General features: G+C 57.7%; 20 protein-coding genes. 10 read left to right on the top strand and 10 right to left on the bottom strand.

What is annotated here, in order from left to right; all coding sequences use genetic code 11:
* The first annotated feature begins 44 nt into the window (after positions 1-44).
* From BJ885_RS16635 to BJ885_RS16620, 4 genes are all read left to right on the top strand, one after another.
* A complete protein-coding gene (locus tag BJ885_RS16635) occupies positions 45-971 on the top strand; it encodes an ABC transporter ATP-binding protein (RefSeq protein ID WP_003856300.1) in 927 nt (308 codons plus the stop codon).
* Complete coding sequence (locus BJ885_RS16630; RefSeq protein WP_029741906.1) at positions 968-1,738, top strand: ABC transporter permease; 771 nt, start codon at positions 968-970, stop codon at positions 1,736-1,738. The genes BJ885_RS16635 and BJ885_RS16630 overlap by 4 nt, the downstream gene beginning before the upstream one ends.
* A gap of 104 nt (positions 1,739-1,842) precedes the next feature.
* Positions 1,843-2,283, top strand: coding sequence for a PTS sugar transporter subunit IIA (locus BJ885_RS16625; protein ID WP_121932508.1), 441 nt, complete (start codon positions 1,843-1,845; stop codon positions 2,281-2,283).
* 62 nt (positions 2,284-2,345) lie between these two features.
* Positions 2,346-3,593 (top strand): polysaccharide deacetylase family protein, encoded by a 1,248-nt coding sequence (locus tag BJ885_RS16620; RefSeq protein ID WP_038417646.1) that lies wholly within the window; start codon positions 2,346-2,348, stop codon positions 3,591-3,593.
* A 3-nt stretch (positions 3,594-3,596) separates the two neighbouring features.
* Here BJ885_RS16620 and panD read toward each other — a convergent pair whose 3' ends face one another.
* The 9 genes from panD to thpR all read right to left on the bottom strand — a co-directional run bounded on the left by panD (position 3,597) and on the right by thpR (position 10,534).
* A complete protein-coding gene (panD, locus tag BJ885_RS16615; RefSeq protein WP_006810068.1) occupies positions 3,597-3,977 on the bottom strand; it encodes an aspartate 1-decarboxylase in 381 nt (126 codons plus the stop codon).
* A gap of 33 nt (positions 3,978-4,010) precedes the next feature.
* The gene (panC, locus tag BJ885_RS16610) at positions 4,011-4,862 is read right to left on the bottom strand and encodes a pantoate--beta-alanine ligase (protein ID WP_121932509.1); all 852 of its coding nucleotides are present in this window, start codon (positions 4,860-4,862) and stop codon (positions 4,011-4,013) included.
* An 11-nt stretch (positions 4,863-4,873) separates the two neighbouring features.
* Positions 4,874-5,665 (bottom strand): 3-methyl-2-oxobutanoate hydroxymethyltransferase, encoded by a 792-nt coding sequence (panB, locus tag BJ885_RS16605; protein WP_063145166.1) that lies wholly within the window; start codon positions 5,663-5,665, stop codon positions 4,874-4,876.
* 123 nt (positions 5,666-5,788) lie between these two features.
* Positions 5,789-6,268, bottom strand: a complete 480-nt coding sequence (gene folK / locus BJ885_RS16600) for a 2-amino-4-hydroxy-6-hydroxymethyldihydropteridine diphosphokinase (RefSeq protein WP_121932510.1) — start codon at positions 6,266-6,268, stop codon at positions 5,789-5,791.
* On the bottom strand, positions 6,265-7,662 hold the full coding sequence (gene pcnB, locus BJ885_RS16595; RefSeq protein WP_220683626.1) for a polynucleotide adenylyltransferase PcnB: 1,398 nt from the start codon (positions 7,660-7,662) through the stop codon (positions 6,265-6,267). Before pcnB ends, folK begins: the two co-directional genes overlap by 4 nt.
* A 42-nt stretch (positions 7,663-7,704) precedes the next feature.
* On the bottom strand, positions 7,705-8,595 hold the full coding sequence (gene gluQRS / locus BJ885_RS16590; protein ID WP_121932512.1) for a tRNA glutamyl-Q(34) synthetase GluQRS: 891 nt from the start codon (positions 8,593-8,595) through the stop codon (positions 7,705-7,707).
* Positions 8,596-8,654: 59 nt separating this feature from the next.
* Positions 8,655-9,110, bottom strand: a complete 456-nt coding sequence (dksA, locus tag BJ885_RS16585) for an RNA polymerase-binding protein DksA (protein ID WP_001155232.1) — start codon at positions 9,108-9,110, stop codon at positions 8,655-8,657.
* Between the two features lie 175 nt (positions 9,111-9,285).
* Positions 9,286-9,990, bottom strand: a complete 705-nt coding sequence (gene sfsA, locus BJ885_RS16580; RefSeq protein ID WP_121932513.1) for a DNA/RNA nuclease SfsA — start codon at positions 9,988-9,990, stop codon at positions 9,286-9,288.
* Positions 9,980-10,534 (bottom strand): RNA 2',3'-cyclic phosphodiesterase, encoded by a 555-nt coding sequence (gene thpR / locus BJ885_RS16575; RefSeq protein ID WP_023310437.1) that lies wholly within the window; start codon positions 10,532-10,534, stop codon positions 9,980-9,982. Before thpR ends, sfsA begins: the two co-directional genes overlap by 11 nt.
* 73 nt (positions 10,535-10,607) lie before the next feature.
* On the opposite strand from thpR, the gene hrpB reads away from it, so the two are divergent.
* The 6 genes from hrpB (at position 10,608) to fhuB (ending at position 21,909) form a co-directional block, all read left to right on the top strand.
* Positions 10,608-13,037, top strand: a complete 2,430-nt coding sequence (hrpB, locus tag BJ885_RS16570; protein ID WP_121932514.1) for an ATP-dependent helicase HrpB — start codon at positions 10,608-10,610, stop codon at positions 13,035-13,037.
* Between the two features lie 144 nt (positions 13,038-13,181).
* Positions 13,182-15,707: a bifunctional glycosyl transferase/transpeptidase gene (gene mrcB / locus BJ885_RS16565; RefSeq protein WP_121932515.1), complete on the top strand. Its 2,526-nt coding sequence runs from the start codon at positions 13,182-13,184 to the stop codon at positions 15,705-15,707.
* Between the two features lie 235 nt (positions 15,708-15,942).
* Positions 15,943-18,192: a ferrichrome porin FhuA gene (gene fhuA, locus BJ885_RS16560; protein ID WP_121932516.1), complete on the top strand. Its 2,250-nt coding sequence runs from the start codon at positions 15,943-15,945 to the stop codon at positions 18,190-18,192.
* Positions 18,193-18,242: 50 nt separating this feature from the next.
* The gene (gene fhuC, locus BJ885_RS16555) at positions 18,243-19,040 is read left to right on the top strand and encodes a Fe3+-hydroxamate ABC transporter ATP-binding protein FhuC (protein WP_121932517.1); all 798 of its coding nucleotides are present in this window, start codon (positions 18,243-18,245) and stop codon (positions 19,038-19,040) included.
* Entirely contained in the window at positions 19,040-19,930 is an 891-nt protein-coding gene (gene fhuD, locus BJ885_RS16550) for a Fe(3+)-hydroxamate ABC transporter substrate-binding protein FhuD (RefSeq protein ID WP_121932518.1), read from the top strand. The genes fhuC and fhuD overlap by 1 nt, the downstream gene beginning before the upstream one ends.
* Positions 19,927-21,909, top strand: a complete 1,983-nt coding sequence (gene fhuB, locus BJ885_RS16545) for a Fe(3+)-hydroxamate ABC transporter permease FhuB (protein WP_121932519.1) — start codon at positions 19,927-19,929, stop codon at positions 21,907-21,909. Before fhuD ends, fhuB begins: the two co-directional genes overlap by 4 nt.
* A gap of 94 nt (positions 21,910-22,003) precedes the next feature.
* On the opposite strand, the gene hemL is transcribed toward fhuB, so the two are convergent.
* Positions 22,004-23,284 (bottom strand): glutamate-1-semialdehyde 2,1-aminomutase, encoded by a 1,281-nt coding sequence (gene hemL, locus BJ885_RS16540; protein WP_121932520.1) that lies wholly within the window; start codon positions 23,282-23,284, stop codon positions 22,004-22,006.
* Positions 23,285-23,311: the final 27 nt, after the last annotated feature.

The following is a 23,311-nucleotide window of genomic DNA, read 5'->3' as shown; positions in this document are numbered from 1 at the left end:
TGAAACCACACAACGTGTGTAAGAACTGAAGGTAAGTTAATTTCATGGCAATTGCACTGGAGCTTGAGCAGCTTAAAAAAACCTATCCGGGTGGCGTTCAGGCGCTACGCGGAATAGATCTTAAAGTAGAGGCCGGTGATTTTTACGCGCTTCTGGGGCCGAACGGGGCGGGGAAATCGACCACCATTGGGATTATCAGCTCGCTGGTCAATAAAACGTCCGGCCGGGTGAGCGTTTTTGGGTACGACCTGCAAAAAGATGTGGTGAACGCCAAACGCCAGCTGGGGCTGGTACCGCAGGAGTTCAACTTCAACCCGTTCGAGACGGTGCAGCAGATCGTAGTTAACCAGGCGGGCTATTACGGCGTTGAGCGTAAAGAGGCCCTGGAGCGTAGCGAAAAATACCTTAAGCAGCTCGATCTGTGGGAAAAGCGTAACGAACGCGCGCGCATGTTGTCCGGCGGGATGAAGCGCCGCCTGATGATCGCCCGTGCGCTGATGCACGAGCCAAAGCTGCTGATCCTCGATGAGCCGACTGCGGGTGTCGATATCGAACTTCGTCGTTCCATGTGGGGCTTCCTGAAAGATCTCAACGACAAAGGTACCACCATTATTCTGACCACCCACTACCTGGAAGAGGCTGAAATGCTGTGCCGCAACATCGGCATCATTCAGCACGGCGAGCTGGTGGAAAACACCTCGATGAAGAATCTGCTCTCCAAGCTGAAATCCGAAACCTTCATTCTCGATCTGGCGGCGAAAAGCGCGCTGCCAAAACTTGAAGGTTACAACTATCGTCTGGTGGATACCTCGACGCTGGAAGTGGAAGTGCTGCGCGAGCAGGGGATTAACAGCGTGTTCTCACAGCTGAGCGCGCAGGGGATTCAGGTTTTAAGTATGCGTAACAAAGCGAACCGACTGGAAGAGCTGTTTGTCTCTCTGGTACATGACAAACAAGGAGACAAGGCATGACGCATCTTTACTGGGTCGCGCTGAAAAGTATCTGGGCGAAAGAGATTAACCGCTTTATGCGTATCTGGGTGCAAACCCTGGTGCCGCCGGTTATCACGATGACGCTCTATTTCATTATCTTCGGTAACCTGATTGGTTCCCGAATTGGTGAGATGCACGGCTTTACCTATATGCAGTTTATCGTGCCGGGCCTGATCATGATGGCGGTGATCACTAATGCCTACGCCAACGTAGCGTCATCGTTCTTTAGCGCCAAGTTCCAGCGCAATATTGAAGAGCTGCTGGTCGCACCTGTGCCGACGCACGTCATTATCGCGGGCTATGTCGGCGGCGGCGTGGCGCGCGGGCTGTGCGTGGGGATCCTGGTCACGGCGATTTCGCTGTTCTTCGTGCCTTTCCAGGTCCACTCGTGGCTCTTTGTCGCGCTGACGCTGCTCCTGACGGCGATCCTGTTCTCGCTGGCCGGTCTGCTGAACGCCGTGTTCGCCAAAACGTTTGACGACATCAGCCTGATCCCGACCTTCGTGCTGACGCCGCTGACCTATCTCGGCGGGGTGTTCTACTCCCTGACGCTGCTGCCACCGTTCTGGCAGGCGCTGTCGCACCTGAACCCGATTGTCTACATGATCAGCGGGTTCCGCTTTGGCTTCCTCGGCATCAGCGATGTGCCGCTGTTTACCACGGTGGCTGTGCTGGTGGTGTTTATCATCGCCTTCTACCTGCTCTGCTGGTCGCTGATCCAGCGCGGACGCGGGCTGCGCAGCTAATCTTTTGCCCGGCGACGCTCTGTTTGCCGGGCACTTTCTTTGACAGTTATCACCGTAAGCTAACCTTCACTCCGCTAAACTACTTGCCTGCTAAGGAGGGAGTTATGCTGGGATGGGTTATCACCTGCCACGATGAACAGGCGCAGGAAATGCTGGATAAGCTTGGAGCCAGATTTGGCCCGCTGGTGCAGTGCCGGGCGGTAAACTACTGGCGCGGGTTGAGCACCAACATGCTGAGCCGCATGATGTGCGATGCCCTGCATGAAACCGACACCGGCGATGGCGTGATTTTTCTTACCGATAAATCGGGCGCGGCGCCTTACCGCGCAGCCGCGTTGCTGAGCCATAAGCACGCGTGCTGTGAAGTGATCTCGGGTATTAACCTCTCCCTGCTGGCCTTAATGTATCCGCAGCGTGGATCCTTAAGCAGCGCTGAGTTTCGCCAGGCCATCGTGGCGCAGGGCGTTCCGGGCGTCAGCAGCTTGTGGCATCAGCAGCAAAAAAATCCTCCTTTCGTCCTGCTCCACGATTTGTATAAGAATTAAACGTTGGTATTGATGTCTCATTTGTTACAATAGCGGCAGTTTTCCGCACCGATTAAGACACCATGCTACCGCGCATTCTTTTCTTGCTATTGATGCTCATTTCCGGCGTCAGCTCAGCCAGTTTACTCAGTCAGCAAACGCTGCCTGCCCAGTACATGCAAACTACCGAAGACGCGGCGATCTGGGCGCAGGTGGGGAACAGCGTGATCAACGTCGGTAACGTGCGCGCCGGGCAGATCCTGGCCGTTGTGCCCGCGGCGGCGGACTACTACGAATTTCGCTTCGGTTTTGGCACGGGGTTTATCGATAAGGGGCACCTGGAGCCGGTTCAGGGGAAACAGCGCGTCGAGGACAGCCTCGGGGATCTCAATAAGCCCCTGAGCAATCAGAACCTCATTACCTGGAAAGACACGCCGGTGTATAACGCGCCGTCGAGCGGCAGCGCGCCTTTCGGCACGTTAAGCGCCAATCTGCGCTATCCGATACTGAATAAACTGAAAGACCGTCTGAATCAGACCTGGTTCCAGATCCGCATCGGCAATCGTCTGGCGTGGATCAGCAGCCTGGATGCGCAGGAAGATAATGGGCTTCCGATTCTGACCTACCATCATATTCTGCGTGATGAAGAGAACACTCGTTTTCGACATACGTCCACGACCACCAGCGTACGTGCGTTCAACAACCAGATGGCCTGGTTACGCGATCAGGGTTATACCACCCTGACGATGTACCAGCTTGAAGGGTACGTGCGTAACAAAATGAACCTGCCTGCAAAATCGGTGGTGATTACCTTTGACGACGGCCTGAAATCCGTCAGCCGCTATGCCTATCCTGTGCTGAAAGAGTACGGCTTCAAGGCTACCGCGTTTATTATCTCTTCCCGTATAAAAGGCCATCCGCAGAAGTGGGATCCAAAATCGCTGCAGTTTATGAGCGTGCAGGAGATTAAGGGGATTCAGGATGTGTTCGATATTCAGTCTCACACCCACTTCCTGCACCGCGTAGACGGGTATAAACACCCGATTTTACTGAGCCGCAGCTATCACGTGATTTTGTTTGATTTTGAACGCTCGCGTCGCGCGTTGGCGCAGTTTAATCCACGCGTGCTCTATCTTTCCTATCCGTTTGGCGGCTACGACAATAAAGCGATAAAGGCGGCGAATGATGCCGGTTTTCATCTGGCGGTGACGACGGTGAAAGGGAAGGTGAAGCCGGGGGATAATCCATTCTTACTGAAACGCCTGTACATCTTAAGAACGGATTCGCTGGAGACAATGTCGCGGCTGATCAGCAATCAGCCGCAGGGATAGTGCTTAAGCAACCTGAACCGGAATCGCCTTCGCGGTACGTTTCATGTCGTTGTCGCCTTCAAAGTAGGCAACTTTCGGCTGCCAGCGGCGTGCTTCTTCATCAGACATCATCACGAAGCTGGCGATAATCACAATATCGCCCACGTCCGCGCAGTGCGCTGCCGCGCCGTTAACGGAGATGATTTTAGACCCGCGCTCGGCGGCGATGGCGTAGGTTGAGAAACGTTTGCCGTTGTTAACGTTCCAGATATCAATCGCTTCGTTTTCAAGGATGCCCGCAGCATCAAGGAAATCCTGGTCGATGGCGCAGGAGCCTTCATAGTGCAGGTCGGCCTGGGTGACTTTCACACGGTGAAGCTTACCTTGCAGCATTTTGCGAATCATTACGTTTACCTTTCATCTTCCGGGTAGAGAAACCTACGCCAGTTCAACCACTTTGTTGTCGATTAGGCGGGCCTGACCAAGCCATGCCGCCACCAGAATGACCGCACGTTTGCTGGTCTGTGTAAGCTCCAGAAGCGTGTCGGCATTGCGAATTTGAATATCATCAGCGCGGAAGCCTTTATCGTTCAGCGCCTGTTCGGCCAGAGCAATAATCTCTTCGGCCGTTAACTCTTTCGCCAGCAGCTGTTCTGCCATGGTGTTCATGACCTTGCTTAAGCCCGGCGCGATTTTACGCTGGTCGGCGGTCAGGTAGCCATTTCGCGAGCTGAGCGCCAGACCGTCTTTCGCGCGTACAATCGGTACGCCAACAATCTCGATATCGTAGCCCATGTCCGCAACCATCTTGCGGATCAGCGCCAGCTGCTGGAAATCTTTCTCACCGAAGCACGCAACGTCCGGCTGCACCAGGTTGAACAGCTTGCTGACGATGGTCGATACGCCGCGGAAATGACCCGGGCGGCTTGCGCCTTCCAGCATGGTGGAAATGCCCGGTACGTCAACGTAAGTGGCCTCATCGGTACCCTGAGGATAGACATCCGCCGGTGCCGGAGAGAAGACAATATCCGCATGGCGTTTTTTGAGCTTCTCGCAATCTTCCTGCAGGGTGCGCGGATAGCGTGCCAGATCGTCAGCGCGGTCAAACTGCATTGGGTTAACGAAGATACTGACCACCACGATATCTGCACGGGCTCTTGCTTCGTCAACCAGCTTCATATGGCCGTCATGCAGGTTGCCCATGGTCGGGACCAGTGCGATACGTTTACCTTCCTGACGCGCGCGACGGATATGCTGGCGCAGCAGCGGCAGGGTTTCAATGATTAGCACAACGAGACTCCTTAATGGAAACTGTGTTCTTCACCCGGGTAAACACCGGATTCAACGTCGGCAATATACTGCCTGACCGCAGCGCGCATGTCGCCCGCTTCGGTGAGGAAATTTTTGGCAAACTTCGGAATATGCCCGCCGGTGATGCCAAAGGCGTCGTGCATCACCAGGATCTGACCGTCGGTCACGTTGCCTGCGCCAATACCAATCACCGGAATCGACAGGGCTTCAGTAATACGCTTCGCCAGCTCAACCGGCACGCACTCCAGCACCAGCAGCTGGGCGCCTGCGGCTTCCAGCGCCAGGGCATCATCAAACAGCGTCTGGGCGGCGTCACCGCGGCCCTGCACTTTATATCCACCAAAGATGTTGACGGACTGCGGCGTCAGGCCCAAATGGCCGCACACCGGCACGGCGCGTTCGGTGAGCATCTTCACCGTATCCACCAGCCAGGCGCCGCCTTCAATTTTGACCATGTTAGCGCCAGCACGCATGACCGCTGCCGCGTTTTCGAATGCCTGCTCCGGCGTGGCATAGGCCATAAACGGCAGATCGGAAAGCAGCAGGCAGGCTGGAGCCCCACGGCGCACCGCACGCGTATGGTAAGCGATATCCTCAACCGTGACCGGCAGGGTGGAATCATGTCCTTGTACCGTCATCCCTAACGAATCTCCGACCAGCATGACGTTGATACCCTCTTCGGCAAAGAGTTTGGCGAAGCTGTAGTCATACGCGGTGATGGTGGCGAAGCGTTTTTTTTCCTTTTTGCATTTCTGCAGTAAGGAGATGGTGGTTGGTTTCATACTGTTTCCTGATAGCCCAAAAGCGAATCTTTGCGCATTCTAACAGTAACATTCGGGGGAACAATGATTTTAGGTAGCCTGTTAGCCACAATTATTTTGAGGTTAATCGGCAGGGGAACCGGATCACCAGCGGGCGGGTCTTTCCGCGTTGAGGTTGTCCAGAATGGTCCTGAGTGGGATGCCATCCGGGAAGATGAGATCGGGGGCGACTTCAAATAGCGGCCAGAGCATAAACCCGCGATTTTTCATGTCGTAATGCGGAACGGTGAGACGTTCAGTGCTAATGGTCTCGTGACCAAACAGCATAATGTCGAGGTCCAGCGTGCGCGGTCCCCAGCGTTCTTCTTTGCGTACGCGGCCCTGCTGCAGTTCGATGCGCTGGGTGTTATCCAGCAGCGTTTCGGCATTCAGAGCAGTTTCAAGCACCACGGCGGCGTTCAGATAATCAGGCTGATCCTGCGGACCCAGCGGCGGCGTGCGGTAGAAAGAGGAGACCGCCACGATCTGGCTTTGCGGGATATCCCCCAGCGCCTGTACGGCAGCGTTCACCTGCTCCAGCGGAGAGGCTAAATTGCTGCCGATGGCGATATACGCGAGGGTCATGCTGTCCCTTCACGACGCGGCGCGCGCTTACGCGGACGACGATGGCGGCGACGCGGTTCCGGCTCTTCATCCAGCCCGGTGAGCATATCTTTTTGCTCCGGCGGTGCGGAAACCTGGAATTCGGCCCACCACTGCGCCAGGCGCTGCAGCTCCTGGTTGCGTTCAATTTCAGCACGCAGCGACAGCAGATCGAAGGCGGCGCGGAATTTTGGATGCTCCATCAGCTTCCAGGCGCGTTTGCCCTGACGACGGGACATGCGCAGCTGAAGCTGCCAGATATCGCGCACCAGCGTGGTAATACGTTTTGGAATAGCGAGCGTACGGCATCCTTCGTCCAGCACGTCGTTTGCGGCCAGCGCGAAGGCATCATAGTAGGCAAGCCCGCTCTCCTGGGTAATTCGCTGGGCCGTTTCCAGCAGCGGATACCAGAACATCGCCGCAAACAGGAACGCCGGATTGACGCGCATGTCGTTGCGAATACGGGTATCGGTATTTTTCAGCACCTGCGCAATCATCCGCTCCATTGGGCTGTCACCGCTTTCGGTGAAGTAGCGGGTAATGGTCGGGAACAGCGGCTGGAACAGGTTGTATTCGCGCAGCAGATTGTAGGTTTCAAAGCCGTGGCCAGCCTGCAGCAGCTTCAGCGCCTCTTCGAACAGGCGGGCAGGCGGCACGTCGTTAATCAGCGTAGCCAGACGCGGAATCGGCTCTGCCGTTTCCGGGCTGATGCGCATATCCAGCTTGGCGGCGAAACGCACGGCGCGCAGCATACGCACGGGATCTTCACGATAGCGCGTTTCCGGCGTGCCGATCAGACGGATCAGACCTTCTTTCAGGTCCTGCATGCCGCCGACGTAATCGCGCACGGTGAAATCCGCCACGCTGTAGTAAAGGCTGTTGATGGTGAAATCGCGGCGCTGGGCATCTTCTTCGATAGAGCCGAAGATATTATCGCGCAGCAGCATGCCGTTCTGGCCCTGCTGGGACGTCGTGCGATCCGATACGCCCACTTCGTGATGGCCGCGGAAGGTCGCCACTTCGATAATTTCCGGCCCAAACATGACGTGAGCCAGACGGAAACGGCGGCCAACGAGACGGCAGTTGCGGAATAATTTGCGCACCTGCTCAGGCGTGGCGCTGGTCGTCACGTCGAAATCTTTTGGTTTTTTGCCCAGCAGTAAATCACGTACTCCACCGCCCACGAGATAGGCCTCGTAGCCCGCTTTATTCAGACGATAGAGCACCTTGAGGGCATTTTCACTGATATCTTTGCGGGAAATAGTGTGCTGCTCACGCGGAATAACCGACATGTGTGGCTGTGCAATAGCATCGTTCGCCATGCTCTCTTCGCGGCTTAGCACTTTACGGCAAAAATTAGCGACTCGGGTAAAAATGGTACACCTCGTAGTGTGTTTTGTTATGAAAAAAGCGGCTAATCATAGCTCAGCGCAACGCATTTGAGAATGCTGGATTTTTGGCACTGCCGCGAGCGTCCAGTTGGCAACGGCCATTTTCAGCAGTTCGTCAATACGCAGATCCTGCCATTCGTTGGTTACATTCTGGTTGAGAAATCGCAGCGCGTCGATCAAAACAGGACGCGGATCGCCGTCTGGCAGGGCCGGGGCGTGGTTCTGCTTTGACAATTTAAAGCCCTGCGCATTGACCGCCAGCGGCAGATGAATGTAGTCCGGGGCCGTCCAGCCAAACTGGTGATACAGCGATATTTGTCGCACGGTCGGTTCGACCAGATCCGCCCCGCGCACAATTTCCGTCACGCCCTGAAAACGATCGTCGACGACCACCGCCAGGTTATAGGCAAACAGGCCGTCACGGCGGTGAATAATAAAATCCTCACGCGCCAGACGTTCATCGGCATGAATCTCACCGGAGAGGAGATCGGTAAAGCGCGTCACCGGGGAGCGCTGCTTTATACGTACGGCGGCATTTTCCGGGGGAAGATTAAGCGTGCGGCAGTGGCCGTCATAGACCCCTCCCACGCTCTGGATACGCGCGCGGGTGCAGGTGCAGTTATAGGAAAGCCCCCGATCGCGAAGCCAGGCCAGACGTTCCCGATAGGCCTCGTGACGTTTTGACTGCCAGAGCACCTCGTCATCCCAGTGAAGACCGTAATGTTCCAGCTGACGCAGAATCGTGTCTGCAGCACCGGGAACTTCACGCGGGGGGTCAATATCTTCAATGCGGACAAGCCATTTTCCCAGGCGGGCGCGAGCCTGCAGGTAGCTGCCGAGCGCGGCAATTAATGAGCCGAAGTGTAATTCACCGGAAGGAGATGGCGCGAAGCGCCCAATATAGTGTGATTCAGACATATCAACAGTAACAAGGCGGGAGAGACTCCCGCCTTTGGAGTGTGTAAACAGCGCTGGTATTAACCGGCCATCTGTTTTTCGCGGATTTCGGCCAGCGTTTTACAGTCGATGCACAGATCGGCGGTTGGACGCGCTTCCAGGCGACGAATGCCGATTTCAACACCGCAGGATTCGCAGTAGCCAAAATCTTCGTCTTCGACTTTTTTCAGCGTTTTCTCGATCTTTTTGATCAGTTTGCGTTCGCGGTCACGGTTACGCAGTTCGAGGCTGAACTCTTCTTCCTGAGCGGCACGGTCTACCGGATCCGGGAAGTTAGCAGCTTCATCCTGCATATGAGTAACGGTGCGATCGACTTCATCCCTGAGTTGATTACGCCATGCTTCAAGAATACGCTTGAAGTGCGACAGCTGGGCTTCGTTCATATACTCTTCGCCCGGCTTCTCTTGATATGGCTCCACCCCAGCGATGGCGAGAATACTCAGGGACGATGTTTTACGGTTTTGCCCTTCTTGCATGTTGCTTCTCCTTAACACGCACTATCGATCCCCGTGTTGGGGGAAAAATCAGGTCGCTATAAATAGCAGATGCTTTTCCGTATGGCAATTATCTAAACGTAACACTTGACAAGCCTGTGAGGAAAAGCGTATTTGCGCACGCGGCCAGAACACTTATTCGTCAATGTCTAATCCCTTATAAGACAATGGGAAGAGACGATCTCAGAGTCATATTATCGGCAGAAAGTTCCGCTTTATAAGCGAAAACCTCTACCCCCTGCTTTTGTGCCTCATTCAACAATTGCGCGTATTTAGGATCAATATGGCGGGCAGGTGAGAAACGTTCAATGGCTGAATGCAACACCGCAAACAGCAATACGGCGCGTTTGCCCGCCGCCGCAACACTCATTAGCTCTCGCAGATGCTTCTGGCCACGTAGCGTTACCGCATCCGGGAAGTAGCCATTTTCCTGTTCCGCTAACGTCACTGATTTTACTTCAATATAGCACTCGGGCCTGTCTTCCGCCTGTAACATGAAGTCAATTCTGCTGCCTTCATCGCCATATTTCACTTCACTTTTATGCGTGCCATATCCCACCAGTTCGGGAATGGTGCCAAGGGTCAGCGCTTCCTTAACCAGCTGATTTGCGCGCTGGGTATTGACGCAAATAAATGCCCCGTTTTGGGTTTCGGTCACTTCCCAGGTATGGGCATATTTGCGTTTACTATTTTCTGATGTGGAATACCAGACTCTGTCACCCGGCGTCGCACACCCCGTCATGGCGCCGGTATTGGGGCAGTGCAGGGTGAGCTGAATCCCTTCGGGGGTAATCACGTCGGCGAGGAAGCGTTTGTAGCGTTGGACAAGCGTGGCGTGCTGCAGGGGAGGACTAAACTTCATCGGAATTCCTTTCGGTGTTGCCCAGCGTCCAGCGCTGTAGCGGCGTATAGCGGGTGCGTCCCTGTGCAAAGACGGATTCGTAAAGCGCGAATGCGTTGACCGGAAAGGCCCAGTGAAAACCCGGCGGCGGGATGGCAACGGCCTGACCGGCATCGCGCAGCAGCGTGATATGTGGATGAAACGGCTGTGGGCTCTGATAACAGCCGCTGCGCGCCGCCTGGGCGCGCAGCATATTCGCCAGCTGCAATAATCCGCGCGGCGGCTGGCGCGTTCCCAGCCACACCACGCGCGAACGCGGCCACTGACCCGCGTCGTCGAGGTGCAGCGTAAATTCCGGCTGGGCAATACGCCCGGCCATTGCGGCTAACGCCCGCTGTTTTTCGGCACTGACGTCGCCCAAAAAGGCCAGCGTCAGGTGCAGGTTGGCAGCCGCGACAGGGCGGCCCGCTTCAGGCGGAAAGCAATCGGCGCGCCAGCGAACAATTTGACGCTGTATTGTGGTGGGCAATTCAATGGCAAAAAACAGCCGTTTCGACTCAGGCATACGGAGGACTCGGTAATGATATGCGCCGATGCTACAATGTACGCCGACTAATGTTAACCCTCTGGAGCTGTTAGTGTCCTCATTGCCGGTCGCCGTCATTCTTCCTGAGCTTCTCGCTGCCTTACACCATGCCCCGCAGGTTTTGCTGAATGCCCCTACGGGCGCGGGGAAGTCCACCTGGCTGCCGCTGCAGATTCTGAAAGACGGAAATATCCGCGGGAAAATTATCCTGCTGGAGCCGCGCAGGCTGGCCGCGCGCAACGTGGCGCAGCGTCTGGCGGAACTGCTGAATGAAAAACCGGGCGAAACGGTAGGTTACAGGATGCGTGCCGAGACCTGCGTTGGCCCGACCACGCGTCTTGAAGTGGTCACCGAGGGCATTCTCACCCGCATGCTGCAAAACGATCCGGAGCTGAACGGCGTCGGGCTGGTGATCCTCGATGAATTTCACGAGCGCAGCCTGCAGGCGGATCTGGCCCTCGCCCTGTTGCTGGATGTGCAGCAGGGGCTGCGCGACGATCTCCGGCTGCTTATTATGTCGGCTACGCTGGACAACGAGCGGCTACGGCAGGCGTTACCCGATGCGCCGGTCATCAGCTCAGAGGGGCGGGCGTTTCCGGTTGAACGCCGCTATCAGCCGCTTCCCTCCCATCAGCGTTTTGACGAGGCCGTCGCCATTGTCACGGCTGAGCTGCTGCGCCAGGAAGCCGGTTCCCTGCTGCTGTTTTTGCCGGGCGTCGGTGAAATTCAGCGCGTGCAGGAGCAGCTTTCTACCCGCGTAGGCGGCGACGTGCTGCTTTGCCCACTCTACGGCGCGTTGTCGCTGCAGGATCAGCGTAAAGCGATTCTTCCGGCACCGGCGGGGCAGCGCAAGGTGGTGCTGGCAACCAACATTGCTGAAACCAGTTTGACCATTGAAGGCATTCGCCTGGTGGTGGATAGCGCGCAGGAGAGGGTGGCAAGCTTTGACCCGCGTACCGGGCTGACTAAACTCCTGACGCAGCGCATTAGCCAGGCGTCGATGGTGCAGCGCGCGGGCCGCGCGGGGCGTCTTGAGCCGGGCATATGCCTGCATTTGACCAGCGCGGAGCAGGCTGAACGCGCTGCACAGCAAAGCACGCCGGAAATTTTACAAAGCGATTTGTCTGGTCTGGTGATGGATTTGCTCCAGTGGGGCTGCCCGAACCCTGAACAGCTCACCTGGCTTAATCCTCCTCCTGTCGTAAACCTCACCGCTGCGCGCACGTTGCTGACGCAGCTTGGCGCGCTGGAAGGCGAGCGTCTGACGGCGCGCGGCCAGAAAATGGCGGCGCTGGGCAACGATCCGCGTCTGGCCGCGATGCTGGTGGCCGCGCAAGGGGATGATGAAATTGCCACGGCGGCAAAACTGGCGGCTATTCTTGAGGAGCCGCCTCGCGGTGGCAGCAGCGATCTGGGTCAGGCGTTTTCGCGCAGCCAGGGGAACTGGCAGCAGCGGGCGCAGCAGTTGTGCAAACGCCTGAATAGCCGGGGAGGTGCGCCTGACAGCGATAAGATTGCCTTCCTGCTGGCCCAGGCCTTCCCGGACAGGATCGCGCGTCGGCGCGGGCTGGACGGTCGCTACCAGCTGGCAAACGGCATGGGGGCGATGCTGGACAGCGATGATGCGCTGACGCGTCACGAATGGCTGATCGCCCCGCTGTTGCTGCAGGGCAGCCATTCTCCGGATGCGCGCATCCTGCAGGCGATTGCCGTAGAGATTGACGCCCTGACGCGTGCCTGTCCGCAGCTGCTTCAGCAATCTGATATCGTGGAATGGGATGACGCCCAGGGCACGCTTAAGGCCTTTCGTCGCAGCCAGGTTGGTAAGTTGACGTTAGGAACGAAGCCGCTGGCGAAGCCGTCGGAAGACGAGCTTCATCAGGCGATGCTGAACGGCATTCGGGAAAAAGGGCTGAGCGCCCTGAACTGGACGCCGGAAGCGGAGCAGTACCGCATTCGTCTGCACTGCGCCGCGAAGTGGCTACCGGACTATAGTTGGCCCGCGGTGGATGACGAGACGCTGCTCGCTACGCTTGAGCGCTGGCTACTGCCGCAAATGAGCGGCGTACACTCTCTGCGAGCCCTTAAGGCGCTTGATGTTAAGACAGCGTTACAGAATTTACTGGACTGGTCATTACGTCAACGTCTGGATAGTGAACTGCCAGGGCATTACACTGTGCCGACCGGAAGCCGGATTGCCATCCGTTATCATGAGGATAATCCGCCGGCGCTGGCGGTTCGGATGCAGGAGATGTTTGGTGAAGCCACCACGCCGTCTATTGCGGAAGGGCGCGTGCCGTTAGTGCTTGAGCTGCTGTCGCCTGCGCATCGTCCATTACAAATCACCCGAGATCTGGGGGCGTTCTGGGCGGGAAGCTACCGTGAAGTGCAGAAAGAGATGAAGGGGCGATACCCCAAACATGTCTGGCCGGACGATCCGGCGAATACGGCGCCGACACGGCGAACGAAGAAGTATTCGTAAAAGGGGAGTGCGGCCTGATGCCCTCACCCCGGCCCTCTCCCACGGGGAGAGGGAGAAAACAAATTTTGAGAGATTTCTTCTTTCACAGGCCTGTGAAAGAAAAGAAAATCTGGCCTTTGCGCCTGAAAGTTGCGGAGAAAAAGCATGGCGGGGAATGACCGCGAGCCAATAGGACGTAAGGGAAAACCAACGCGTCCGGCGAAAGAAAAGGTAAGCCGTCGTCGCCTCAGAGATGAGGACTATGACGATGACTATGAAGACGATTATGAGGATGAAGAACCGATGCCGCGTAATGGAAAAGGCAAAGGGCGTAAGCCTCGGGGCAAGCGCGGCTGGTTCTGGCTGCTGCTGAAGCTGTTTATTGTTTTTGTCGTGCTGATGGCGATTTACGGCGTGTATCTGGATCAGAAGATCCGCAGCCGTATCGACGGTAAAGTCTGGCAGCTACCTGCGGCAGTGTATGGCCGTATGGTGAACCTTGAGCCAGATATGTCCATCACCAAGAACGAGATGGTCAAACTGCTGGAAGCCACCCAGTATCGTCAGGTGTCTAAAATGACCCGTCCTGGCGAATTTACCGTGCAGTCCAACAGCATTGAGATGATCCGTCGTCCGTTTGATTTCCCGGACAGCAAAGAGGGGCAGGTGCGCGCGCGTCTGACCTTTGACGGCGATCGTCTGGACACCATCGAGAACATGGATAACAACCGTCAGTTCGGTTTCTTCCGTCTCGATCCGCGTCTGATCACTATGCTTTCGTCGGCAAACGGCGAGCAGCGCCTGTTCGTGGCGCGTAACGGCTTCCCGGATCTGCTGGTCGATACCCTGCTGGCAACCGAAGACCGTCACTTCTACGAGCATGATGGCATCAGCCTCTACTCGATTGGTCGTGCGGTACTGGCTAACCTGACTGCCGGTCGTACCGTGCAGGGAGCGAGTACGCTGACCCAGCAGCTGGTGAAGAACCTGTTCCTCTCCAGCGAACGCTCTTACTGGCGTAAAGCGAACGAAGCCTACATGGCCGTGCTGATGGATGCGCGCTACAGCAAGGATCGTATCCTTGAGCTGTACATGAACGAGGTGTACCTCGGTCAGAGCGGCGATAACGAAATCCGCGGCTTCCCGCTGGCGAGCCTGTACTACTTTGGCCGTCCGGTAGAAGAGCTGAGCCTGGACCAGCAGGCGCTGCTGGTGGGCATGGTGAAAGGGGCGTCCATTTATAACCCGTGGCGTAACCCGAAACTGGCGCTGGAGCGTCGTAACCTCGTTCTGCGTCTGCTGCAACAGCAGCAGGTGATTGACCAGGAGCTGTACGACATGCTGAGCGCGCGTCCGCTCGGCGTTCAGCCGCGCGGTGGCGTGATTTCGCCTCAGCCTGCGTTTATGCAGCTGGTGCGTCAGGAGCTGCAAAGCAAGCTCGGTGATAAGGTCAAAGATCTCTCCGGCGTGAAGATCTTCACCACCTTTGACTCCGTGGCGCAGGATGCGGCCGAAAAAGCGGCGGTGGAAGGCATTCCGGCGCTGAAGAAACAGCGTAAGCTGAGCGATCTGGAAACCGCGATGGTGGTGGTTGACCGTAACACCGGCGAAGTTCGCGCCATGGTGGGCGGTGCCGAGCCGCAGTTTGCAGGCTACAACCGCGCCATGCAGGCGCGTCGCTCAATCGGCTCTCTGGCAAAACCTGCAACCTACCTCACTGCCCTGAGCCAGCCAAATCAGTATCGCCTGAATACCTGGATTGCGGATGCGCCGATCTCCCTGCGCCAGCCTAACGGCCAGGTCTGGTCACCGCAGAACGATGATAAACAGTTCAGCGGCCAGGTCATGCTGGTGGATGCGTTAACCCGTTCCATGAACGTGCCAACGGTGAACCTGGGCATGTCGCTGGGACTGCCGGCGATTGTCGATACCTGGCAAAAACTGGGCGTGTCGAAAGATCAGCTGCACCCGGTGCCTGCGATGATCCTCGGTGCGCTTAACCTGACGCCGATCGAAGTGGCGCAGGCGTTCCAGACCATTGCCAGCGGGGGCAACCGCGCGCCGCTGTCTGCCCTGCGCTCAGTGATTGCCGAAGATGGTTCCGTGCTGTATCAGAGCTTCCCGCAGGCGGAGCGTGCCGTTCCTGCTCAGGCCGCCTATATGACGCTGTGGACGATGCAGCAGGTCGTGCAGCGCGGCACCGGGCGTCAGCTGGGCGCGAAGTATCCGGGTCTGCATCTTGCGGGTAAAACCGGGACCACCAACAACAACGTCGATACCTGGTTTGCCGGTATTGATGGCCGCGAAGTGGTGATCACCTGGGTAGGCCGCGACAACAACCAGCCGACCAAGCTGTACGGCGCGAGCGGGGCGATGTCGATTTACCAGCGCTATCTGGCGAATCAGTCTCCTGTGCCGCTGAATCTGGTCGCGCCGGAAGATATCGTCGATATGGGCGTGGACAGCTCCGGTAACTTCGTCTGCGGTGGCGGAATGCGTACGCTGCCTGTCTGGACCGCAAACCCGGACTCGCTGTGCCAGCAAAGCCAGCCAGAACAGCCAACGGGTAACCCGTTCGACCAGTCTTCTCAACCACAGCAGCAGCAGCAGCAACAGCCGCAGCAGCAGAATGAGAAGAAAGACAGCGACGGTGTCGCGGGCTGGATTAAAGACATGTTCGGCGGTAACTAACCTTTTAAAGCCCTCTTCCCTGGAAGGGGGCTTTTTTTACCCGTAAACCTCATTTCGTTAACCCTCGCTTTAACTCTGATTAACCCTTCGTTTTCTCTTGATGATTTCTTAAACCCTTAATTCTCATAGGGCCGCTTACTGCTTGCTATGCAACCAGCGTTTCGCATATTATTCTGGCGCTCATAATAATAATTCTCGTTTACGTTATCATTCACTTTCACATCAGAGATTCAACATGGCGCTTTCCAATACTGCTCAGCCAATGAATACGTCGCTGCGTAAGCTCGCGGTCGTCGTCGCCACAGCGGTTGCCGGCATGTCTGCTTATGCTCACGCGGCCGAAGCCCCGAAAAAAGAAGAAACCATTACGGTAACCGCAGCACCTGCGGCACAGGAAAGTGCCTGGGGCCCTGCTGCGACCATCGCCGCACGGCAATCCGCGACCGGGACCAAAACGGATACCCCTATTCAAAAGGTTCCGCAGTCTATTTCTGTGGTCACGGCCGAAGAGATGGCGCTGCATCAGCCGCGCTCGGTGAAAGAAGCCCTGAGCTATACGCCGGGCGTTGCGGTAGGCACGCGCGGCGCGTCTAACACCTATGACTATTTGATCATTCGCGGCTTCGCGGCCGATGGCCAGACGCAGAATAACTACCTCGACGGCATGAAAATGCAGGGGAACTTCTATAACGACGCGGTGATTGATCCTTATATGCTGGAGCGCGCCGAGATCATGCGCGGTCCGGTTTCCGTTCTGTACGGCAAAAGCAGCCCGGGCGGTTTGCTGAACATGGTCAGTAAGCGCCCAACAACCGAGCCGCTGAAAGAGATCCAGTTCAAAGTCGGCACGGATAGCCTGTTCCAGACCGGGTTCGACTTTAGCGATGCGATCGACGACGACGGCGTTTACTCTTATCGCTTAACGGGCGTTGCGCGTTCTAATAACGCTCAGCAGGAGCGTGCTGAAGAGCAGCGTTACGCCATTGCGCCATCGTTCTCCTGGCGTCCGGATGATAAAACTACCTTCACGTTCCTCTCCTACTTCCAGAACGAGCCTGAAACGGGCTACTACGGCTGGCTGCCTAAAGAGGGAACGGTTGATCCGCTGCCGAACGGCGATCGTCTGCCGACGAACTTCAACGAAGGCGCGAAGAACAATACCTATTCCCGTAACCAGAAAATGGTGGGATACAGCTTCGACCACGAGTTCAACGATACCTTTACCGTGCGTCAGAACCTGCGCTTTGCCGAGAACAAAACCTCGCAAAACAGCGTATACGGTTATGGCGTTTGTACCGACCCGGCAAACAGCGGCAACAAACAGTGTGCCGCGTTAGCGCCATCGGACAAAGGCCATTATCTGGCGCGTAAATACGTTGTTGATAACGAAAAGCTGCAGAACTTTACCGTTGATACCCAGCTGCAGAGCAAATTCTCAACCGGCGAGGTGGACCACGTCCTGCTGACCGGCGTTGACTTTATGCGCATGCGGAATGACATCAACTCCTGGTTTGGTTACGACGACTCTGTTCCGCTGCTGGATCTCTACAATCCGGTGAACAGCGATTTTGATTTCAGCTCAAAAGATCCCGCGACCTCTGGCCCATATCAGATCCTCAACCGTCAGAAACAGACGGGGCTGTACGTTCAGGATCAGGCGCAGTGGGATAAAGTGCTGGTAACCCTGGGCGGTCGTTATGACTGGGCCGATCAGGAATCCTACAACCGCGTAACGAACACCACCTCCAAACGTGATGATACCCAGTTCACCTGGCGCGGCGGCGTTAACTATCTGTTTGATAACGGCGTAACCCCGTACTTTAGCTACAGCGAATCGTTTGAACCGGCTTCGCAGAGCGATGCCCAGGGCAAGCTGTTCGCGCCGTCTAAAGGCAAACAGTACGAAGCGGGCGTGAAATACGTGCCGAACGATCGTCCGATCGTCGTCACCGGCGCGTTGTACCAGCTGACCAAAACCAACAACCTGATGGCGGACCCGGCGGGCTCCTTCTTCTCGGTTCAGGGCGGTGAAATCCGCGCGCGTGGCGTAGAGGTGGAAGCGAAAGCGGCCCTGTCTGCGAGCGTTAACCTGGTGGGTTCTTATACCTATACCGATGCAGAATACACCACGGACACCACCTACAAAGGCAACACGCCTGCTCAGGTGCCAAAACACATGGCATCGTTGTGGGGCGATTACACCCTGTTTGACGGTGCGCTGTCTGGTCTGACGCTGGGTACCGGCGTGCGTTACACGGGCTCAAGCTATGGCGATCCGGCGAACTCCTTCAAAGTGGGCAGCTACACCGTTGTCGATGCGCTGGTCAGATACGATCTGGCACGCGTTGGCATGGCTGGTTCAAACGTGGCGCTGCACGTGAACAACCTGTTCGATCGTGAGTACGTTGCCAGCTGCTTCAATACCTACGGCTGCTTCTGGGGTGCTGAACGTCAGGTTGTTGCCACCGCGACCTTCCGCTTCTAATCTCTCTTCGGGCACGGTTCGCCGTGCCCTTTTTATTTAAGTTGGCTGATATGCAGGATATTCAAACGCAACCCGACACCACCTTTACGCTCAACCATCTCTCCTTTCGCGTACCCGGGCGCACGCTGCTGCATCCGCTCTCTCTGACGTTCCCTGCCGGTAAAGTGACGGGCCTGATTGGTCACAACGGCTCCGGTAAATCCACGCTGCTCAAGATGCTGGGGCGCCATCAGCCGCCTTCAGAAGGCGATATTCTGCTGGATGACCAACCGCTGGATAGCTGGAGCAGTAAAGCCTTTGCCCGCAAAGTGGCCTATCTGCCGCAGCAGCTGCCGCAGGCGGAAGGGATGACGGTGCGTGAGCTGGTGGCGATTGGGCGTTATCCGTGGCACGGTGCGCTTGGGCGCTTTGGCGTCGCCGACAGAGAGAAGGTGGAAGAGGCGATTGCGCTGGTCGGGCTAAAACCGCTGGCGCACCGTCTGGTGGATAGCCTGTCCGGCGGCGAACGTCAGCGCGCGTGGATTGCGATGCTGGTGGCGCAGGACAGCCGCTGTCTGCTGCTGGATGAACCGACCTCTGCGCTGGATATCGCGCATCAGGTCGACGTCCTGGCGCTGGTGCATCGCTTGAGCCAGCAGCGTGGCCTGACGGTCATTGCGGTCCTGCACGATATCAACATGGCCGCGCGCTATTGTGACTACCTCGTCGCGCTGCGCGGGGGCGAGATGATTGCCCAGGGGACACCGGCAGAGCTGATGCGCAGCGAAACGCTGGAACATATTTACGGTATTCCGATGGGTATTCTGCCTCACCCGGCCGGGGCTGCACCGGTGAGCTTTGTCTACTGATGCTCGATAACACACGCATTAGCCGCCGTCGCCTGCTGACGGCGATGGCGCTCTCACCGCTGCTGTTCAAAATGAATACGGCGCGTGCTGCCGCCGTCGATCCGCACCGTATCGTGGCCCTGGAATGGCTGCCGGTCGAACTGATGATGGCGCTCGGCGTCACGCCCTATGGCGTGGCGGACATTCCTAACTATAACCTCTGGGTGAATGAGCCAAAGCTGCCGGACTCGGTGATCGACGTCGGTCTGCGAACGGAGCCAAACCTTGAGCTGCTCACCCAGATGAAACCCTCGTTCCTGTTCTGGTCCGCGGGCTACGGCCCGTCAGAGGAGACCCTGGCGCGCATTGCGCCGGGACGTGGTTTTGCCTTCAGCGACGGTAAAAAACCGCTGGCCGTGGCGAAAAATTCGATTAACGAGATGGCGCATTTCCTCAACCGCGAAGCGGAGGCCAAAAGGCATCTCGACGAATTTGATGCCCTGATAGACTCCCTGAAGCCGCGCTTTGCTCACCGGGGCGATCGTCCGCTGCTGATGGTGACGCTGCTGGATGCCCGCCATATGCTGGTCTTCGGTAAAAACTGTCTGTTCCAGGAGGTGCTGGACAGCTTCGGCATTCGCAACGCCTGGGAAGGGGAGATGACCTTCTGGGGCAGTACCACCGTGGGTATCGATCGTCTGGCGGCGTTTCGCGATGTGGACGTGCTCTGTTTCGACCACGGTAACGAACGCGACATGCAAACCCTGATGGCGACCCCGCTCTGGCAGGCGATGCCGTTTGTGCGCGAGAGGCGCTTCCAGCGCGCCCCGGCGGTCTGGTTCTACGGTGCGACGCTGTCGGCCATGCATTTTGCCCGCGTGCTGGATAACGCCCTGGGAGGTAAAGCATGAGTACGCGTATCGCCCGCTTCCCGGCGCTGCTGCTATCCCTGCTTTTTCTGGTTGCGCTGGTATTAACCGGATTCAACCTCTCCACGGCCTTACCACGCGTGCAGTGGGGGGCCGCTCTGGCCTCGCCGGATATCGACAATATTCAGCAGATGCTGTTCCACTACAGCCTGCTGCCGCGTCTGGCGATCTCCCTTTTGGTCGGGGCCGGCTTAGGGCTGGTAGGCGTGCTGTTCCAGCAGGTTTTACGTAACCCGCTGGCAGAGCCAACCACGCTCGGCGTCGCGACCGGCGCGCAGCTTGGGATCACTATCACCACGTTGTGGGCGCTGCCGGGAGCGCTAACCTCTCAGTTTGCGGCACTCGCGGGGGCGTGCGTGGTGGGGGCGCTGGTCTTTGGCGTGGCCTGGGGCAAGCGCCTTTCTCCTGTGACGCTTATTCTGGCCGGGCTGGTGGTGAGCCTGTACTGCGGGGCGATTAACCAGCTGCTGGTGCTGTTCCATCACGATCGGCTGCAAAGCATGTTCCTGTGGAGTACCGGCACGCTCACCCAGACCGACTGGAGCGTTGTAGAGCACCTCTGGCCGCAGCTGGCTGGCGGCGTCGTGCTGACGCTGCTGCTCCTGCGCCCCCTGACGCTCATGGGGCTGGATGATGGCGTGGCGCGTAACCTGGGGCTGGCGCTGTCGCTGGCTCGTCTGGCGGCGCTGACGCTGGCGATTGTATTGAGTGCCCTGCTGGTAAACGCGGTCGGCATCATCGGGTTTATCGGCCTGTTTGCGCCGCTGCTGGCGAAAATGCTCGGAGCGCGTCGCCTGCTGGCGCGTCTGATGCTGGCGCCGCTGATTGGGGCGCTGATCCTCTGGCTTTCCGATCAGCTTATTCTCTGGCTGGCGCAGGTCTGGAGGGAAGTCTCCACCGGCTCGGTGACCGCGCTTATCGGGGCGCCGCTGCTGCTGTGGCTGCTCCCGCGCCTGCGCAGCATGAGCGCACCGGCGATGGACGCGGGCGATAAAGTTTACGCTGAACGTCAGTCGGTGCTGTGTTTTAGCCTTGCCGGTCTGGCGGTGCTGATTATCGCTTCGTTTGCGGCGCTCTCATTTGGACGCGATGCCGTGGGCTGGCACTGGGCGACGGGTGATTTACTCAATGAACTGGTGCAGTGGCGCTGGCCGCGTATCTTCGCTGCGCTGATCGCAGGGGTGATGCTGGCGGTGGCGGGGTGCATTATTCAGCGTCTGACCGGCAACCCGATGGCAAGCCCGGAAGTGCTGGGGATCAGCTCTGGCGCAGCCTTTGGCGTGGTGCTGATGCTGTTCTTTGTGCCGGGGAATGCGTTTGGCTGGCTGATGCCTGCCGGCAGTATCGGCGCGGCAGTCACGCTGATGATTATCCTGGTTGCCGCCGGTCGCGGCGGATTTTCGCCGCACCGCATGCTGCTGGCCGGGATGGCGCTCAGCACCGCATTTACCATGCTGCTGATGATGCTGCAGGCCAGCGGCGATCCGCGTATGGCGAAGATTCTGACCTGGATTTCCGGCTCGACCTACAACGCCACCGGCAGCCAGGTGGTCTGGTCCGGGATCGTGATGCTCGTGCTGCTGGCGATGGTGCCGCTGTGCCGCCGCTGGATGACCATTCTGCCGCTCGGCGGCGAAACCGCGCGTGCGGTGGGAATGGCGCTGACGCCAGCGCGCGTGGCCTTGCTGCTGTTGGCGGCGGGCCTGACGGCGACGGCAACCCTGACGATTGGACCGCTGAGTTTTGTCGGGCTAATGGCGCCGCACATTGCCAGAATGATGGGGTTCCGCCGGACGATGCCGCATATCGTGATGTCGGCCCTGACGGGCGGGGTGATGCTGGTGTTCGCGGACTGGTGCGGAAGAATGGTGCTGTTCCCGTATCAGATCCCGGCGGGTCTGCTGTCGACCTTTATCGGCGCGCCGTACTTTATTTATCTGTTGAGAAAGCAGAGCCGGTAATAAAAGTAAACGGCAATCCTTAGATTGCCGTTTTAGTGTTTGCTCCCTCTCCTCGTGGGAGAGGGTTGGGGTGAGGGCATCAAGCCGCACAATCTTACAGCTTCGCAAACACCTTGCGCGCCGCGTCGATGGTGTTGTTGATATCTTCTTCGCTGTGCGCCACGGACATAAAGCCCGCTTCGAACGCGGAAGGCGCGAGGTACACGCCTTCTTCCAGCATCAGGTGGAAGAAGCGCTTGAAGCGTTCAACGTCGCACTTCACCACGTCCTGATAGCAGGTCACGGTTTTCGCATCGGTGAAGAAAATCCCGAACATGCCGCCCACGTGGTTAACCACCAGAGGGATACCGGCCTCTTCTGCCGCTTCCAGCAGACCGTTTGCCAGCTGCGTGGTCAGGTCGGTCAGGGTTTCGTGAATGCCTGGCTGAGCCACTTCGGTCAGGCAGGCAAAGCCCGCCGCCATGGCGATGGGGTTACCGGAGAGCGTGCCCGCCTGGTAAACCGGACCGGTTGGCGCCAGGGCTTCCATCACGTCCTTACGACCACCGAATGCGCCGACCGGCATGCCGCCGCCGATGATTTTGCCAAGGCAGGTCAGGTCCGGCACGACGTCGTAGTAAGACTGGGCACCCGCCAGCGCCACGCGGAAGCCGGTCATGACTTCATCGATGATCAGCAGCGCGCCGAACTCGTCGCACAGGGCGCGCAGGCCCGGCAGGAAGTCAGGCTGCGGTGGGATACAGTTCATGTTGCCGGCAACCGGCTCAACGATGATGCAGGCGATCTCCTGCGGATACTGCTCGAACGCCGCGCGAACGGTAGCAAGATCGTTGTAGGTGCAGGTCAGGGTGTGCTTCGCGAAATCTGCCGGTACGCCCGGGGAGTTCGGCTGGCCGAGCGTCAGCGCGCCGGAACCGGCTTTCACCAGCAGGCAGTCCGCATGACCGTGGTAACAGCCTTCAAACTTGATGATTTTATCGCGACCGGTAAAACCGCGCGCCAGGCGGATGGCGCTCATAGTGGCTTCGGTACCGGAGTTCACCATACGCACCATGTCCATGGTAGGCACCAGTTCAGTCACCAGCTCCGCCATTTTCACTTCCATTTCGGTTGGCGCACCGAAGCTCAGGCCGCGCTGGGCGGCTTCAATTACCGCGTTACGAATGGCCGGATGGTTGTGCCCCAGCACCATCGGTCCCCAGGAACCCACATAATCGATATAGGCTTTGCCATCGACATCATACAGATACGCGCCGTCAGCACGTTCGATAAACAGCGGCGTACCGCCCACGCCGCTGAAGGCGCGCACAGGTGAGTTCACGCCACCCGGAATAAGCTCGCGGGCTGCACTGTAGAGGTTTTCAGACTTGCTCATGGCGTCGTTCCTGGTTCGAATAAAATG

The sequence above is a fragment of the Enterobacter sp. WP_7_1 genome (assembly GCF_003688535.1).
In the GTDB taxonomy this organism is placed as follows: domain Bacteria; phylum Pseudomonadota; class Gammaproteobacteria; order Enterobacterales; family Enterobacteriaceae; genus Enterobacter; species Enterobacter asburiae.
This window is presented reverse-complemented; position numbering and strand designations above follow the sequence as displayed.

Bases quoted from the DNA above. Each gene is read 5' to 3' on its own strand.
- BJ885_RS16635 (WP_003856300.1), top strand. From the start codon at position 45: ATGGCAATTGCACTGGAGCTTGAGCAGCTTAAAAAAACCTATCCGGGT.
- BJ885_RS16630 (WP_029741906.1), top strand. From the start codon at position 968: ATGACGCATCTTTACTGGGTCGCGCTGAAAAGTATCTGGGCGAAAGAG.
- BJ885_RS16625 (WP_121932508.1), top strand. From the start codon at position 1,843: ATGCTGGGATGGGTTATCACCTGCCACGATGAACAGGCGCAGGAAATG.
- BJ885_RS16620 (WP_038417646.1), top strand. From the start codon at position 2,346: ATGCTACCGCGCATTCTTTTCTTGCTATTGATGCTCATTTCCGGCGTC.
- panD (WP_006810068.1), bottom strand. From the start codon at position 3,977: ATGATTCGCAAAATGCTGCAAGGTAAGCTTCACCGTGTGAAAGTCACC.
- panB (WP_063145166.1), bottom strand. From the start codon at position 5,665: ATGAAACCAACCACCATCTCCTTACTGCAGAAATGCAAAAAGGAAAAA.
- folK (WP_121932510.1), bottom strand. From the start codon at position 6,268: ATGACCCTCGCGTATATCGCCATCGGCAGCAATTTAGCCTCTCCGCTG.
- gluQRS (WP_121932512.1), bottom strand. From the start codon at position 8,595: ATGTCTGAATCACACTATATTGGGCGCTTCGCGCCATCTCCTTCCGGT.
- dksA (WP_001155232.1), bottom strand. From the start codon at position 9,110: ATGCAAGAAGGGCAAAACCGTAAAACATCGTCCCTGAGTATTCTCGCC.
- sfsA (WP_121932513.1), bottom strand. From the start codon at position 9,990: ATGAAGTTTAGTCCTCCCCTGCAGCACGCCACGCTTGTCCAACGCTAC.
- thpR (WP_023310437.1), bottom strand. From the start codon at position 10,534: ATGCCTGAGTCGAAACGGCTGTTTTTTGCCATTGAATTGCCCACCACA.
- mrcB (WP_121932515.1), top strand. From the start codon at position 13,182: ATGGCGGGGAATGACCGCGAGCCAATAGGACGTAAGGGAAAACCAACG.
- fhuA (WP_121932516.1), top strand. From the start codon at position 15,943: ATGGCGCTTTCCAATACTGCTCAGCCAATGAATACGTCGCTGCGTAAG.
- fhuC (WP_121932517.1), top strand. From the start codon at position 18,243: ATGCAGGATATTCAAACGCAACCCGACACCACCTTTACGCTCAACCAT.
- fhuD (WP_121932518.1), top strand. From the start codon at position 19,040: ATGCTCGATAACACACGCATTAGCCGCCGTCGCCTGCTGACGGCGATG.
- fhuB (WP_121932519.1), top strand. From the start codon at position 19,927: ATGAGTACGCGTATCGCCCGCTTCCCGGCGCTGCTGCTATCCCTGCTT.
- hemL (WP_121932520.1), bottom strand. From the start codon at position 23,284: ATGAGCAAGTCTGAAAACCTCTACAGTGCAGCCCGCGAGCTTATTCCG.